The organism is Petrotoga sp. SL27, assembly GCF_002924605.1.
GTDB classification, from domain to species: Bacteria; Thermotogota; Thermotogae; order Petrotogales; family Petrotogaceae; genus Petrotoga; species Petrotoga sibirica.
The window spans coordinates 26,601-42,990 of the sequence record NZ_JAIP01000016.1; the positions used below are offsets into that span (position 1 = coordinate 26,601).

Below are 16,390 nucleotides of genomic sequence, written 5' to 3' on the forward strand. Positions count from 1 at the left end.
ATTTTATGATTGATTCCATCAAACCAGAATATTTTAACCCATACTTGGGTTACAAGTTGGATCCTGGAGAACCTGGCCTGGCTAATAGTTCTCCTGCGTCTTTGAGTATACTTAGGGTGGCAGCCCATGAGGCAGGGAACATAAATCAATTTAAATCTCAGGCGTTGAAAAAAGGTGGAATAGTTATTTATACTGACATAGACCTTAATCTTAAAAAGAGGGGAGGATTTTTAGCTGCCGTTGGAGGCAAATCTAAAGCTGTTATTTTGTATAGAAAAGAAATAGACAAAAGTTCATCCCAAGATTCTATTTATGAATCGCAAAATACAGAGAAAAATGCCAACGAAAAAGTAGACGTAAGGCTACGAATCGAAAAGGAAATTCAAAAAATAACGAATGAATTAAGGGCCGAAACTGATCCAGAAAAAATAAAAAAGTTACTTAACACCCTTCGATCTTTAGAAATTTTTAAAAGTAATAGCTCTTCTTTAGATTTAGAGTTTGTTTTAGGTTTAACTTTGGATTTAACGGTTTGATTCTAAAACTTCTTCTCTTTTATTACTTTTTTCTCGGCTTTCTTGGGATAGCCCTTCCTCTATAAAATTAATCACCCAACATCCAACGGTTCTTTTGAATAAATAACTAGATTTATGCCCAGACAATAATCTTTTAACCTTTTTATTTGGCAATAACTTTTGAAGGTCATTTGTTGCTTTATGTGGCATAATCTTATCAAAAAGAGCTTTTATAAAAAGAACAGGTTGATTAACAAACTTGGCATAACTTAAAGGGTCGTAATGGTAACAAGTGATGGGAGTTTTTTGGAATATATCATCTATTGAATTGATTTTATATTTCACAAAGTTAGCCGCATCACTTCTATATTTTTTACAATACTCTTCGGAATCACAACCAAATGAATTCTTTTCTTTTGCGTATCTTTCTCTAACTTTCTCTGTATATGGTGAATAAAAGTTTATCCATCTCCAATTTCCCCCAGTGATCATCAAAATACCTTTTTTAATTCTCTTATCGAGGGCTAAAGTCATTGCACCAATTATTCCTCCAAAAGATACACCCATCAAGTACAAGTTATTTTCGGAAAAATCATCGAAAGTTTCTAATAAATCGATCGTCCTTCGAACGTCTTTTACCGAATTATGGAAAAGTACTGTACACTTCTCTGGTTCAGGTGAATAATAAGGGTCACCATCTTCTATGTCATTTGGTTTTCTACTCAGATGATAAGGAAGAATCACAACACTCGTTCTGTAACCAAGTTTTTGAAAATATCTACCGTACCATTCAAGGTAGGGAACGTTGTTGGGCCCAATACCATGTAGAAAAACTATATCCCCTTTAACTTTTTGCTCGGGTTTAAACATGTGAATTACCTGAGTTTCATTTTCTTTGTAGATAGGGTCGGTATATACCGTGTTGAACGTATAAACAAAATAATCATCTTCTTCTCTTACTTTATAATTTATGGGAAGTTTAGGATAATTAAATATGTAGTCCGTCGTTTATCACCTCGTCTTTAAAATGTTTAATTGATATTTAAACACTTCTATTTTACAAAATTATATTTACCTTTTCTTAAAAGAAATATTATGAAAGTCTGTTATTATAATAAAAAATACCTATATAGGGTATGGGAGGTGGAAAGAAAATATGCAACATGTAAAAATAAAGGTTTATACAACTCCAAGTTGTCCTTGGTGCAGGAAAGCCAAATCGTACTTTAGAGAATTGGGAATAAAATTTAAGGAAGTCGATGTTTCAAAAGATCCAAAAGCAGCAGAAGAATTAGTTAGAAAAACTCATCAGATGGGGACTCCAGTGATTCAAATTGGAAATCATTATATCATTGGTTTTGATAAAAACAAAATCGACAGTATGCTCGGAATTAATTAAGACAGTCAGTTCAATATTAATAAAAACATAGGGCCTGATTTTAAAGGCCCTATGTTTTTTTGTTAATCAATTTTTATTAAAATATCGTCCATTATCTTCGGATCTGTTGGATTTCCTCCGCCAAACGACCAAGGGCCTCCATTTGGCGATAATGGCCTCAAAACCCCTTCTATTCCATCATAATCATAAGTTGTAACATAAATTGTCCATCCGGAAATATCGCTTGTGTCAAGTGTTGAAAGTGGAATCATAAAGGTTATTGTATTTTCTTTTTTATTAACCTGTATAGCAGGAGTGGGGGTTATTGGATTACCATATTTATTAGCTGATGAGTTCTCTGAACTGAAAAGACTAATACCCCAACCGGTTGCGTAAACTTCGTAATCCCAGTCTAAGTTATTTGGCATAATTGCATTTTGAAAAGGTAATTCTATTGCTCCTTTTTTGTTAGGGTCATCGAAGAAAATTTGAAATGTCACGTGATCGAATCCGTTGGCAGGGTTCCAGACATCAGTTACATTCTCCATAGTTACAATTATCCTAAGCATCGTTCCAATTTGTATCAATTCAACCTCTCTGATATCCATCTGTTTGTTGAAAGTTGGATCTTTTGGGTAAGAATAAGTTCCATTAGGTCCTTTATCGTCTCCCAGAGGATCTTCGACTACTTTAATTGTCACCATGGGGATATCAAAGTTAACGTTATAACTTTCTGAATAATCAACTATTAATGGAGTTCTTCCGTAGGCTTTAACGAATATGTTGTGTTGCCCAGGTGTGAAATCCGAGATGTTTATTGGAAGTTGCCAAGATTCATTTTGTTTTTGTGTGAGGGTGATTTTAGCATATCCCTTTTCCTCACGATCAACAATTACAAGAATGGATTTTGCGTTTGACGCAGTTCCTTTTAACACAAAGTTGTCCGAGAAGGTTTGACCCTCTTCTAAATTTGTTATTTCGACAGATATATCTTCTTCTTTCACTGGCTTAACTTCATCCGTCACCTCAAATATACCAATAGTTTTACCGTTTAACAAGATATTCAAAGATGAAGTATATACGATTTCTTTGTTAATCATATTGTTTACTAAAATTGGTTTAAGAATGGTACCTTCAGCAATTCCTAAGTCAACATCAGTAGCATGTTTTTTATTGGAAGACGTATTCATCAAAATAATATAAGATTTTGATTCATCCTTTACTTTATAAATGAAAGGTCCAGGACCTAATTCATCGCTGAAGAGGACTTCTACTTTTCCATATCTGAAAGTCGATATGTTTTTCCTTAATTCTGTTAATTCTTTAATGTACTGGAAGGTAGGTGTTGTTGTATCAAAGTGGTCAACGCCTCCAGAAGCAAATCCTTGTTCAAACATTGCTGCCCTTGTCTCAACAAAATTCTGTTCTGTACCGTAATATATTGTTGGGATTCCGGGAATAGTAAATATAAAAGTTAGCGCTTGTTTGAGACTGTTTATGTCAGAACCTTTTAGGAACCTATCCATATCGTGATTATCAATAAAGGTTATCATTCTTGAAGGATCTTTGTACATTATTTCTCTTTGATTCAACCTATACTCCAAGTAAGATGTTGGTTTTCCTTCTTTAAACACTCGTTTGATATCCGTTTGAAGTGGAAAATCTAACATTGAATTAAATCCAAATTCCATATATTCATTTAAAGACTCCTCGGCTTCGTTCGAGAAAGGTTGAGGTGTTATCCATGCTTCACCATAGGTTAAGAAATCATTTTTTCCACATGATTCGGCCATTTCATATATTCCATTTTCTCCATTTAAAAATTCTCCCCAAAATTCATTTGGAACATAGATAGCAGTATCTACCCTAAAACCATCTATATCCGCTTCTTCTATCCAAAAGGTGTAAGAATCTTTCAAAGCATCTATCACAAGAGGATTTTCAGTGTTCAAATCATCTAATTGAGAAAATTCGGTATTATATTGGTTTGGGTTTTTAATTTCTGAAGGCCAATGATAAATATTCAATTTTTTTTGTTCTGGATCGTTATAATCATTAATATTAAAGGGATACTGTTCGGGTTTGTTTGTTGGTACACTTTGATCGTTTAAAAAATATTTTCCGTTTTTGTAAATCAAAAAATTACCCGTATGATTCGCTACGATATCCTGAATTACATACAGCCCTCTTTTGTGAGCTTCTTCTACAAATTTTTTGTAAAGTTCTAAATCTCCAAAATGTTCTTCTACCTTTTTAAAATGTCTTGCCCAATAGCCATGGTAACCTCCATAATTCACACTTCCATCCCACCATTGGTTAGCTACAGGCGGTGTAATCCATATTGCCGTCGCACCTAATTCTTTAATGTAGTCTAACTGGTTGATCAAGCCTTGGATATCCCCACCGTTGTATTTTGAGTTCACCATTCCACTTTCTATACCTGAATCTGTTAGTACATCGTTGGAAGTATCTCCATTTGCAAACCTGTCTATCATAACAAAATAGATGATCTGATCTTCCCAATTTGGAGAAGGTGTTCCTGAAAAAACAAATGAAGCTAGGAAAAGAAACAATACTACTAAACCTAAGTATCTTTTCATTTGTTTCGCCTCCTTTTAACTTTTTTAATAATGGAAACGTTTTACTAGAATATTATAACATAAGTTTGAAAAACTTGCAAATCTAAGTACGGCTGTATAATAAAAATGGTTGATGAGGTACTTGACAAAAAGGATAAAAAAGATATCACTCCTCATTGAACAAAAAACAAATCAAGTTTAAAGACATAATTACTATCTAACCATTACCCTATTTCAATGACAATTAATTATGATCTAACTAACACTTTTTGGAAAAAAATAAAAATTTGTTATAATAATAAAAATATTGAAACCAAATTATTAGTATTTAGTTAACATTCCCCTGGGCTACTTCTAAAATGTTTAGAGGAAGCTTGGGTGTATGAAAATGTGTGAAAGTGTTTTTCAGTATTAGTATTGCAAAAGCAAAAACTTTGACTTTGGAGTGGTTATAAAAGTGGAGGCGAATATGAAAAATTTGATTTTGTACGGTTATGGATTAGGCGTTGATGATTTGAGAAACATTGCAAAAGTTAGAGATAAATATAAAAGAATAACTGTATTTGTTGCAAAAAATCCTGAGGGGAAAGCTAAGTTAATGTTAACAGAATTAAAGGATTTAGAAATAAATATAACTTCTAACTTCTATAAAGATGCAAAAAGAAAAGCTAAAGAGGTGGAAGATAGTGAATTAACAGACTTGGGTGATTTTGGAGACAGAGCGATAAGGCGGGATCCATGTTAGGAGATATTACTATTAATTTGCTTGAAAGATTGTCCTTAGTATTAGTCACAACTTATTTAATCTTTCAGACCTATGTTATGAGAAACATTGTAGGAAAAAGATTATTTCTTAAGAATAAGATTACCATAGGAATAATTGGGGGATTCATTGGAATTGTAGGTACGTTATCCGGTATAAATTATAATGGGGCAATTGTGAATTTTAGAGATATTGGTGTTATTTTAGCAGGTATTTTAGGTAATATCCCTGGCGGAGTTGTTGCAGCTTTAATTTCTACTACTTTTAGAATGTTCATTGGCGGGATCACCGCGATTCCTTGCTCTTTAGGAACTTTAACAGCAGGCTTTATTAGTGGTGTGATCTCAAAATATCATGGTAGAGAACATTTTACTTTTCTTAGAACATTACTTTACACAACTATTTTAGAGGTGGTACATTTAACCTATGTTTTAGTGATGGTAAAGCCAGCAGAATTAGCTTTTGAAATAACTTTTAATATATTATTTCCAATGATTTTAACGAATGCTTTAGGCGTTTCTTTTTTCAATTTCATGATTATAAATATAGAGAATCAACTTCAATTTACCGAAGAAAATACAATGAATTCTATTTTTTTGATAATGGAAAAAAGTTTGTCTTTTGCTGAAAAAGGTCTAAATAAAGAAAGTGCAAATGTTATAGCTAAAGTTATCTTAGAAAATACAAATTTCGATGCTATAGCATTGACTAATAAAGATGTAGTTTTAGCTCATGTTGGAAGTGGTTCAGATCATCATATTTCTGAATGGCCAATAATAGATCAAATGACCAAAAAAGTTATTAACAGCGGAAGAGAATTAACGATTGTCAATAGAGAAGGGATAAATTGTATAAAAAAGGATTGCCCGTTGTTTTCGTCTATAATTATTCCTATAAAAGACATTAATGGAAAGTTAATAGGAACTTTGAAACTGTATTATTCTAAATATAAAACTATAAAAAATGCTGATCTAATATTTGGTAAAAAGTTAGCTCAAATTCTCTCGTTAATATTGTCAATTTATCAAATTAATAAGGCACTGAAACTAACTACAGAAGAGAAATTGAGAGAATTGATGTCCAATATGAGTCCGCATTTTTTATTCAATACTTTGAACGCTATAAAATATATATCTAAAGAAGAACCAGAAAAAGTTGCTTATTTTATAGATAATTTATCAGATTTACTGAGGTATACTCTACGTGAAAACTCCCAATTGGTTAGTGTAAAAAAAGAGGTTGATTTTACCTTAAATTACCTTACATTAATGAAACTTCGATTTAAAGATAAATTGGATTATGAAATTGATTTTGATGATAATATAGAGGATGAATTAATTCCTCCTTTTTTATTACAACCGTTGGTAGAAAATTCAATAAAACACGGTTTGAAAGACTCAAAATTATTAGTAAAAATTAAAATTGAAAGAAGTGAACAAGGGCTAAAGATTATAGTAAAAGATAATGGGAAAGGTTTTAAAATTATTAGAGATAGCGGAAAAGGTTTATTTTTGATAAAAAGTAGATTAGAGAGCTTATACGGAAGTGATTATAGGTTTAATATAAAACATATTTTATTAGGGGGAACCATGGCGGAAATAATAGTTAAAAATAAATCTGGTGAACGAGTATGATAAAAGTTGCAATTATTGATGATGAATATTACGCCAGGGAGTCTTTAAAAGATTTAATAAATAAAATGAGCAGTTTTGATATAGTTGGTTGCTTTGAAGACGTTGAAAAATTTTTAAAAAGCGATGCTAAAAAGATTACAGACGTTATATTTTTAGATATAGAAATGCCAATAATGAATGGGCTAAAAGCCTCTAAATATCTTGAAAACTATAAAATTGTATTTGTAACAGCTTATTCTGAATATGCAGTTGATGCATTTGAAGTAAGAGCATTGGATTATTTAACAAAACCCATTTCAGAAATAAGGTTTATAGAAACCATAAATAGAATAGAGGAAGTATTTAAAAACGCCAAGGTGAATAAAATAACAGTAAAAAATAATGAAGAAATAATATTTCTCGATATCTGTGATATCTACTATTTTGAATACTTTGAAAAAAAGATAAGAGTGATTACTGAAAACGATGAATATGTGCTGAAACATTTTAAAAATTTAAGTAATTTGGAAAAAGAATTACCCAAAGAGTTTTTAAGGGTACATAAATCTTATATTATAAATTTGAATTATATAGACAGATATATTAATAACCTCAATTCCATTCAGATGAAAAACAATAAAATAATACCAATAGGTAAAACACATATGAAGAATTTAAAAATTAAACTTAATATATAATGTCAAGTAAATTAAACATCTTTTAATAAAAAAAAATAGCCTTTCAGGCTATTTTTTTTAACGTTTAAGAAGCAAACAGTCTTTTTGTACGTATAATAAATACTTAGAACTTCGCTTAATTTTCTAAAATACCTAATAGAGAAAATCCAAACTTCAGACTTTAATTTAATAAAACGACCACAAGGTGGAATTCCTTAAGATTGTACAAAAATTTTAAAAGGAGGGATTACAGTGAATTCTTTGGTTTTGGCCTTGGTTGCTTTTTTTGGTTATTGGTTAGCTTATATCACTTATGGTAAGTGGTTGTCAAGAAAGATTTTTGGTTTAAATGACAAAAATCTGGTACCCTCAAAAGAATTTGAGGATGGCGTCGATTACGTTCCAACGAAGAAACATATCCTTTTTGGGCACCATTTTACAACGATTGCAGGGACAGGCCCTATAGTTGGTCCTGCAATTGGTGTTATATGGGGTTGGGTGCCAGCGTTTTTGTGGGTCGTATTGGGACCAATTTTTGCTGGAGCAGTTCATGATTTTACGTCATTAGTTGTTTCAGCAAGAACTCAAGGAAAAACTCTCGGTGAACTAACCGGTGACCTGATTAATGAAAGAACAGCAAAAATTTTCCACCTCTTAATTCAATTTTTGTTGTGGATAGTTGTAGCAGTGTTTGGAATGATCGTAGCTTTATTATTCAACATGTATCCAGAATCTGTAATTCCAGTATGGCTGGAAATTCCCATCGCTATGTGGTTAGGTCATATGGTTTATAACAAAGGTAAAAAAGATACCGTTTATTCGATAATCGCTATTATTTTAATGTATGTTACTATATTTATAGGTCTTTTGGTGCCAATAAAGGGGATTTCAGTGGTAACTTGGATTTATATTTTAATGGCCTATGTGTTCATAGCGTCAGTTTTACCTGTACATAGGTTATTACAGCCAAGAGATTATATCAATTCACATGAATTGTTCATAGCTTTGGTGTTGTTGATGCTGGGTGTTTTTGTAGGGCATCCACCAGTTGTCGCGCCTGCGTTTTACTCCGTTCCAGATGCTCCCCCATTGTTTCCCATCTTATTTATAACTATTGCATGTGGTGCTATCTCTGGTTTTCATAGCCTTGCAGCTTCGGGTACTACTGTAAGGCAATTAGAAAAAGAAACAGACTCACATCTAATAGGGTATGGTGCAATGCTATTAGAAGGTGCACTTGCAGTAATGATTATTATAGCAGTAACAGCTGGGATAGGTATGAACGGTGGTGGAGTAGAGGCTTTTTCATCGCATTATAGTTCGTGGGCATCATCTAGTGGTTTAAGTGCAAAATTAACTGCTGTTATAAATGGTTCTGCTAACCTAATGAATTCATATGGTATTCCGTTAGATCTCGCTAAAACGATCATGGCTGTTTTTATCGTTTCATTTGCTGGAACAACAATGGATTCAGCAGTAAGGATGCAAAGGTTTGCTCTAGTGGAATTGTTTTCCACAAAGAAGGGAGATGTGGTGATAAAACCGTTAAAAAATAGGTATGTTACTACAACATTTGTTATTTTAGCAGCTATTGCACTGTCAATGTCAGCTGAAGGGGGTACAGGTGCTTTATTACTATGGCCTGCATTTGGTGCCCTGAACCAATTGTTAGCTGCCTTGGCATTATTAATAGGTACTGTTTACTTAGTTAAGAAGAAAAAGCCATTTTGGATTACGGGATTGCCGATGTTATTTATGTTAGTAGTGACTCTATCTGCAACAGTAATAAACTTAAATAGCTTCATTAAAGCGCAAAATGGTTTATTGATATTTGTTTCAATTTCAACACTTATCATAGCATTATGGATAACGGTAGAAGGATTCATCGAAATTGGTAAGGCATTGAAAAAAATCGATAATTAGAAAAAACATAGGGTCTGCTTTTAAAGACCCTATGTTTTTTTCTCAATCAATTTTTATTGAAGGCATCCCTTGTGTGTCTAATAATTATTCATTGAATTCTATGAGCCCTAAATCTCCATCTTTTCTTTCGTAAAGCACACTGATAGCGTCATTTTCTGGGTTTCTGAAAACGAAAAATGAATGTCCCAAAAGTTGCATTTGTAACATTGCTTCTTCCACATTCATAAGAGTTAAGTCAAAATTTTTTGTTCTCACGATTTTAGGGGCATTTGGTTTTTCTTCACTCTCTGTTTTACTTTCATCATTGAAATTAAGATCATTGATGTTGGCATTTAGGAAGTTTTGTTCTATTTCCATACGCACTTTTTTATCTGTTCTACTTTGTTCTTGCAAACGATTTTTTAGCTCTCTGATTTTTCTTTCGAAAGAATCAGTTACCTTATCTATAGCTTCATAAAGATCGTTGCTTCTTTCTTCTACTTTTATGATCTTGTTTAAAGCTTTAATGTGGGTAGTTATTTCAACTTTGTACATGCCTCTCTCTTTTGTGATTCTGACGTCAGAAGGAGAGACGATATCAGGATGTTTTTTAAGAAGATGGTCTGGTTTACTCATCCTTTTTTCGATATAATTCTCTAAAGCTTCTGTGAGTTCTACTTCCTTTGTATAAACTTTATACTCCATCTAAATCACCTCCAGATTTGAATAGTTGTTGTACTTGTCTTTAGTGTGTATCCATATTTTGACGTTAAACATGAAACGACGTTTTCATAACAATATTTATACTAATGTAGTGGGAGGATTAACATAAATTTTGATATCTCTGTAATATGTTTTAAGCGTTGAGAATAAAAACTCATGATTTTTCTGTTTGCTTTTTATAATGATTTGATACCTGTAATTTCCCCTTAATTTGGAAATGATAGGCACAACCGGGCCTAATATTTCAAAATCATCCTGATTTTCAATTCTATCCAACTCTTCGACAATTTCATTCGCTTTAGCTTTTGCTTTATCAACAGAAGGGTTGTTCACTAAAATCAAAAACAAGGTCACGAATGGAGGATATCCGTATATTTTTCTTAGTTCAAGATCATTCTCTGCAATCAGATCAAAATTATGATCAATTAAAGATTTATAAATATTACTTTCTGGTTGAAAACTTTGAATGATAACTTTGCCTTTTTCTTTTCTGCCAGATCTCCCAGCAACCTGCATAAGCAATGAGGCTGTACTTTCCTGAGCATTGTAGTCAGGGAAGTTGATATATCTATCAGCATCAAGAATGACTACTAAATCCAAATCTTGAATATCTAAACCTTTAGTGATCATCTTAGTTCCAACAATGATTTTTTTCCCGGGTTCTTTAATGAAATTAAAAGTGTTTTTTAGGTCTTTAAATGTTTTTATAACCGTTCTATCTACTCTTACCAAGGGTTGTGAAGGGAACATTTTAGCTAATTCAGTCAAAACTCGTTCAGTTCCAAAACCTCTGGATTGTAGTTTAAACCCTCCGCATTTCGGGCAAAAATTTGGTAATTCACTTTCTTTCCCACAGTAATGGCAACTTAATTTTCTGTCTTTTTTATGAAAAGTTAATGAAACATCGCACTCATCACATTTAAATATATATCCACAATCGCTGCAAATTACGTAATTGGCATAACCTCTCGTTGGTGTAAAAACAATTATTTTTTTATTTTTTTTCAAAGAGATTTCTATATTTTCTACTACCTTTTTACTGAATATCCAGTTGTATTTTTCATCCTTTTTCATATCAACTATCTGTACCTCAGGCATTTCCGTGAAGTATCTTGTTTTTATTTTTTCAAGATAAAAAGAGTTCGTTTTCGCCATGTATAGATCAACCATCCGTGGGGTAGCTGATGAAAGTATTAGTTGAATATCTTCTAACTCTTTTCTAAAACAGGCTGTATCTATCGCATCGTAACTAACGTTTTCTATCTGATAGTAAGATTGATCATGTTCTTCATCGATTATTATCATTTTCAAATCTTTCATGGGTATAAAGATGGCACTTCTTGTCCCTATGACTAAGTCCAATTCACCATTTGCTGCTTTATACCATGTCTGTACTCTTTCACTACTTGTAAGCCCAGAATGGTAAAATGCAGTATTGTAATTAGCGAACCGTTTTTTTAACCTGTTCATTAGCTCTGAGGTTAAGGAAATTTCTGGAACCAAAAGAAGTACTTTTCCACCATTTTTCAAAATAGGCTTAGCCACTTCGAAAAATACTTCCGTTTTACCGCTACCTGTAACTCCGTACAATAAATGAGGTTTGTCAGGATTTACCTGTATTGATTCAACTGCTTGTCTCTGTTCTTCATTTAAAGAAACTTCTATATTTTCTTCACAAGATGTTGAACTTTCTGATAAGTCTATTATACCTTTTTTCCATAATGTATTCAAAACTGTGGAACCTTTTTTCACAATACCTTGTGAGTATAGATCGCTTTCTAAGGTCTCACCGTTTAAGGAGAGATAGTTTATTACCTCTCTAGCAGATTTTGATACATTGAACTTCCATGTCTCTTTTAAGTCCATTTTTAAACTAACAAACTTATCTATTTTTTTTGTGAATTCTTTTCTATATAGTTCTATCTCAATTAAATTCGAATCTAAATATTCCCTTAACTGCTTGTTGGCTTTTGAAGGGTTATTAAAAGATTTTAAAAATTGTTTATAAAAAATAGGTTTTTGAATTGGGGAAAAAGACCTTTTTGGTATAATTCTCAGTTTATATATATCTGAGGAAACAGGAGGAAAAAACAATCTTGCAACTTCTCCAATAGGTGCCATAAATTTGGAGCTTACCTTTTCCATAAGTTTGATGTGACTTTCATTTAAAAAACTCTTATTATCCAATGGAAACGCGATCTCTTTTATTTTGTTGAATTCAGTACTTTCAGTTTCTTTGTAAATTAGTCCAGAAAGGAATTTACCTCTTAAATCAACGATAACCCTTTGACCTATCTCTAATTTTTTGTCACTTTTGTAGGTAAACCCATTAAAAACCATTTGCCCTATGGGAATAACTTCATAATAATACATCAAAAACCTCCAACTTTATTCACTAACAAGTACAAGAAAACTTTTACCTGGCATTTTCTCTATAGTATCGAAGCTTTTCCCAGTGAAAATATCTATGTAATTTCCGTACAAGTCATACTCGATTTCAATTTGAGAATCTTTAGAATTTAGTGCAATTATAATGTTCTCTGATTGATATCGTCTTTCATAAATTAGAACACTTTCATCGGCATACAGTACTGTATAATCACCTTTTCTCAAGGCATTACTTTTTTTTCTTAATTCGGCGAGCTGAGAATATAATTCTAAAATTTCCATATTCCATTTGTTATCATCCCAGTAAAATGGAACCCTGCAGAATGGATCTGTGGTCCCTGTCATGCCTATCTCATCACCATAATATATTAGAGGAGAGCCGATAAACGTCATTTGAAGAACAACAGCTAATTTCATTCGCTCCGTATCCTCACCGAAGGCGGTTAGAATTCTTTCTGTATCATGTGAACCTAAAAGGTTCCACAACCCATGCAGTACTTGTGGCGGATATTTGTGTATATATGCATTGGTGGTATTAACAAAATTAATAGACTTTCCACCTTTAGCATAAGCAATAGCTGCATCTCTGAAGATGTAATTCATAACCGAGTCGAAGCTTGGATCTTCAAAATAAGAAGTGGCATCTCTCCAAAATTCTCCCACAACTAAAGCTTCTTGGTCTATATTTTTAATATTCTCGTAAAGAGCTGACCAATAAGCTTCAGGAAGTTGATCAACCGCATCCATTCGCCATCCATCTATACCAAAACTCATCCATTTACCAATTACCTGATTTATGTATGCCCTTACCTCGGGATTTTCGTTGTTTAATTGAGGGAGATCAGCGTATCCATGCCAACCTTCGTAACTTTCTGTCGATTTTTTGATAGGAAATGACTTAATATAATACCAATCCAAATAATCGGATTTTTCTTGTTTGAGAAAGTTTTCTTTCATAGCGAAAAATTCAGTTCCGGTGTGATTAAAGACACCATCTAATATTACTTTGATATCTGATTCATGTAATACTTTCAATATATTAGAAAAGACCTCATCATTACCAAAAGAATCATCAATTCTTAGATAATCAGTTGTATCGTATTTATGAGGAGTCTCGGCTTCAAAAATGGGATTGAAATAGATTGCTTCCACTCCTAAATATTTAAAATAATCAATTGAGTCAATGACTCCTTGAAGATCCCCACCATAAAAACCAAAAGAAAGAGAATTTCTGTTGTGTGGACCATTCCAACTGTATGTTCCTTTAGGATCATTTGAAGAATCACCATTTCTGAACCTATCAGGAAATATTTGATAATAGATCCTTCCTTTTGACCACTCGGGTATATCAAAATATGAAATTATAGGATGGTTAAAGTCGAATTCAAAAAATTCTTCAGATCTGTTGAAACCGTATATTATTTCTTCCCCATCGTAAATTAAAAATCGATACTTTAAAACTTCTGATTCTGTAAATATGTGAAACCTATAAAGAATGGTATTATTGAATTCTATTACGGACTTTTGTACGGATGAGGCGTTAGCCTGTAGTTCAACGTCTTCAACATCATTTTTTTCGAATTCTATTGAAAGATATATTTCTCCCTTTTGTACTGGATTTATGTATCTTCTTTGGTTATCGAAATAAAAGTTTTTAACTTTTCCATCCCCAACTTTTGAAAAAACATATGCCTCTTGAACGGTACGTACATTGAAGATTTCTCCGCTATATGCTGTTATCTTATCGTTTTGAAAATCTATCGTTCTTTTACCATCTACGATGAATTTATAGAGGTATTCACCAGGCTCTAAATTAACGTTATAACGCCACAGGCCTGTGAAGCTTTTTTCCATCGGTACCGGTTCAAAGTCGTTAAAACTCGCAACTAAATAAACAGAAGTAGCTTCTTTTGAGTATAAAAAAGAAGTATTTACTGAAAAAGAAACAACAACAGAAAAAATTATCGTTATAAGGAAAACTAATTGTTTCATGAGTATAACCCCCTAGATAAAAAGAAGTTTACTGGCTTGAGATAATTTAAATGTGGTGTTTCCATACTGTAACCCTTTATAATCAAAAGACTATCTTCTTCCCATCTTAGTTTTCTGATCTTATACTTTATTAACGAACCGTTTCTACTTTTTCTATTACCTTCTTGCCCAAATTAACGTAAGAGCTAGTTACTTCAGGGGTTCCGAAGTAAGCAACGGGTTTACCAGCATCCATGTTTTCCCTGACAGTCGAATCCAAAGGAATTTGTGCAAGTAATTCTAAATTGTATTTTTCGGCTAAAACTCTTCCTCCACCTTCACCAAAAATGAAGTGTTTAGTCTTACAATTTGGACAGATAAAATATGACATATTTTCAACTATCCCGATAATTTGTTTGTTCATTTTTTTCACAAAATTAATAGCCCTCTCCACGTCGTCTTGCGAAACGACAGAGGGAGAAGTTACAATCAAAGCACCCTTAATCTTTTCCACGTTTTGAAAAACCGTTAGAGGTTCATCTCCGGTACCTGGGGGTGCATCAATAATAAGATAGTCCAATTCACCCCAAGCAACATCACCAATAAATTGCATTATAGCGCCTGTTTTTAAAGGGCCTCTCCAGATAACAGCATCATTATCGTTATCCAGAAATTGGGAAATAGAAATAACCTTTATTCCGTGTACTTGGGGAGGAAGTATTTCCTCCCCAACTGCAGAAATTTTAGCCTCCCTACCTCCCAACATTCTTACTACATCCGGACCATGTAAATCAACATCTAAAAGGCCTACTTTTCTACCCTCTAGAGCCAAAGCTACCGCTAAATTCACTGCGACGGTAGTTTTCCCAACTCCTCCTTTACCGCTCATAACCATAATAACGTTATCGATATTTTCAAGCTTTTGAGAGACCTTCTCTTTTCTTTCCTTTAAGTTAGCCATTCTATTCCTCCCAACAATCATTGTACTTATATTTACTCAACGATCTTTACTTCGTAAGTAATCTCTGTAGAACCTCTAAAAGTAGCGCTTGCTCCACAATATTTTTCTTGTGAAAGTTGAGCGGCTCTTTCCAATTTATCTATGGGTAGATCCTTCCCCTTAAATTCGTAAATTATATGAATCTTCGTATATTTTTTGGGATGTTCCTCACTTCTTTCTGTTAATATTCTCAAATTTAATTCATCGTACTTTACTTTCATTTTGTTTAGAATAGTTACTACGTCTATTCCTGTACATCCTCCTAAGCCGGCAATTAAGTACTCCATGGGGCGCGCAGCCGAATCATAACCAAGGTTCTCTGGGGCTGCGTCCACATGAACATCATGACCAGATGGTGTTTTCATGTAAAAATGACTTCCGTGTGTGTTTTGCAGTAAAAATTCAGACATAATTAACATCTCCTCCATTTTAGTATTATTTTACAATTTTTAGAAACTCTAAAATTTTATATATAGCACCATTCGTCTCACACCCTATACCAATATTGGTCCTTATAGGATTTCTTCAAACATTTGTCATCTTCATTTTATTTATGAAGTGTCTGAGTTCAATTCTTTCTAATAATACATTATATCATGAAAAAGTGATTTATAAATTGAAATTACGTTTCGATAGGTTTCAATCTTGCCATGAAATGTCTTAGAATTTTAGGCTCGTATGTGAATTCTAATCCTTTGAGTGAGGTAGATATATCTTTTACAGCTAACAATCCTTCAGCAACGTAATCAAGGTGCGTGTAAGTATAGACTCTTCTTGGGATGGCTAATCTCAAGAATTCAAAAGGAGATTCAAGTTGTTCACCAGTCTGAGGATCACGCCCCATCATTAATGATCCAACTTCTACACCACGAACTCCAGAT

At 32.9% G+C, this 16,390-nt stretch carries 14 protein-coding genes; 6 read left to right on the forward strand and 8 right to left on the reverse strand.

Annotated elements, in window-relative coordinates; all coding sequences use genetic code 11:
• The first annotated feature begins 5 nt into the window (after positions 1-5).
• Complete coding sequence (locus AD60_RS06730) at positions 6-536, forward strand: hypothetical protein (RefSeq protein WP_103877100.1); 531 nt, start codon at positions 6-8, stop codon at positions 534-536.
• Here AD60_RS06730 and AD60_RS06735 read toward each other — a convergent pair.
• Complete coding sequence (locus AD60_RS06735; protein ID WP_103877101.1) at positions 525-1,385, reverse strand: alpha/beta fold hydrolase; 861 nt, start codon at positions 1,383-1,385, stop codon at positions 525-527. The genes AD60_RS06730 and AD60_RS06735 overlap by 12 nt on opposite strands.
• A 286-nt stretch (positions 1,386-1,671) precedes the next feature.
• Here AD60_RS06735 and AD60_RS06740 point away from each other — a divergent pair, with 286 nt between their 5' ends.
• Entirely contained in the window at positions 1,672-1,914 is a 243-nt protein-coding gene (locus AD60_RS06740) for a glutaredoxin family protein (RefSeq protein ID WP_103877102.1), read from the forward strand.
• A gap of 62 nt (positions 1,915-1,976) precedes the next feature.
• On the opposite strand, the gene AD60_RS06745 is transcribed toward AD60_RS06740, so the two are convergent.
• On the reverse strand, positions 1,977-4,493 hold the full coding sequence (locus AD60_RS06745) for an alpha-amylase family glycosyl hydrolase (RefSeq protein ID WP_103877103.1): 2,517 nt from the start codon (positions 4,491-4,493) through the stop codon (positions 1,977-1,979).
• A 448-nt stretch (positions 4,494-4,941) separates the two neighbouring features.
• On the opposite strand from AD60_RS06745, the gene AD60_RS06750 reads away from it, so the two are divergent.
• From AD60_RS06750 to AD60_RS06765, 4 genes are all read left to right on the forward strand, one after another.
• The gene (locus AD60_RS06750) at positions 4,942-5,217 is read left to right on the forward strand and encodes a hypothetical protein (protein WP_103877104.1); all 276 of its coding nucleotides are present in this window, start codon (positions 4,942-4,944) and stop codon (positions 5,215-5,217) included.
• On the forward strand, positions 5,211-6,869 hold the full coding sequence (locus tag AD60_RS06755) for a LytS/YhcK type 5TM receptor domain-containing protein (RefSeq protein ID WP_103877105.1): 1,659 nt from the start codon (positions 5,211-5,213) through the stop codon (positions 6,867-6,869). Before AD60_RS06750 ends, AD60_RS06755 begins: the two co-directional genes overlap by 7 nt.
• Positions 6,866-7,546, forward strand: coding sequence for a LytTR family DNA-binding domain-containing protein (locus tag AD60_RS06760; protein ID WP_103877106.1), 681 nt, complete (start codon positions 6,866-6,868; stop codon positions 7,544-7,546). The genes AD60_RS06755 and AD60_RS06760 overlap by 4 nt, the downstream gene beginning before the upstream one ends.
• A gap of 231 nt (positions 7,547-7,777) precedes the next feature.
• Positions 7,778-9,448 (forward strand): carbon starvation protein A, encoded by a 1,671-nt coding sequence (locus AD60_RS06765; protein ID WP_103877107.1) that lies wholly within the window; start codon positions 7,778-7,780, stop codon positions 9,446-9,448.
• Positions 9,449-9,532: 84 nt separating this feature from the next.
• On the opposite strand, the gene hpf is transcribed toward AD60_RS06765, so the two are convergent.
• From hpf to AD60_RS06795, 6 genes are all read right to left on the reverse strand, one after another.
• Positions 9,533-10,132, reverse strand: a complete 600-nt coding sequence (gene hpf / locus AD60_RS06770) for a ribosome hibernation-promoting factor, HPF/YfiA family (RefSeq protein WP_103877108.1) — start codon at positions 10,130-10,132, stop codon at positions 9,533-9,535.
• Positions 10,133-10,228: 96 nt separating this feature from the next.
• The gene (priA, locus tag AD60_RS06775; RefSeq protein WP_103877109.1) at positions 10,229-12,523 is read right to left on the reverse strand and encodes a primosomal protein N'; all 2,295 of its coding nucleotides are present in this window, start codon (positions 12,521-12,523) and stop codon (positions 10,229-10,231) included.
• A 15-nt stretch (positions 12,524-12,538) separates the two neighbouring features.
• Positions 12,539-14,530, reverse strand: coding sequence for an alpha-amylase family glycosyl hydrolase (locus AD60_RS06780; RefSeq protein WP_103877110.1), 1,992 nt, complete (start codon positions 14,528-14,530; stop codon positions 12,539-12,541).
• A gap of 130 nt (positions 14,531-14,660) precedes the next feature.
• Complete coding sequence (locus AD60_RS06785) at positions 14,661-15,470, reverse strand: Mrp/NBP35 family ATP-binding protein (protein WP_103877111.1); 810 nt, start codon at positions 15,468-15,470, stop codon at positions 14,661-14,663.
• 32 nt (positions 15,471-15,502) lie between these two features.
• Positions 15,503-15,919 carry an OsmC family protein gene (locus AD60_RS06790; protein ID WP_103877112.1) on the reverse strand — a complete coding sequence of 139 codons (417 nt, stop codon included), beginning with the start codon at positions 15,917-15,919 and terminating at the stop codon, positions 15,503-15,505.
• 212 nt (positions 15,920-16,131) lie between these two features.
• Positions 16,132-16,390 (reverse strand): beta-eliminating lyase-related protein (locus tag AD60_RS06795; RefSeq protein WP_233186840.1); only part of this gene is annotated, 259 nt, incomplete at its 5' end.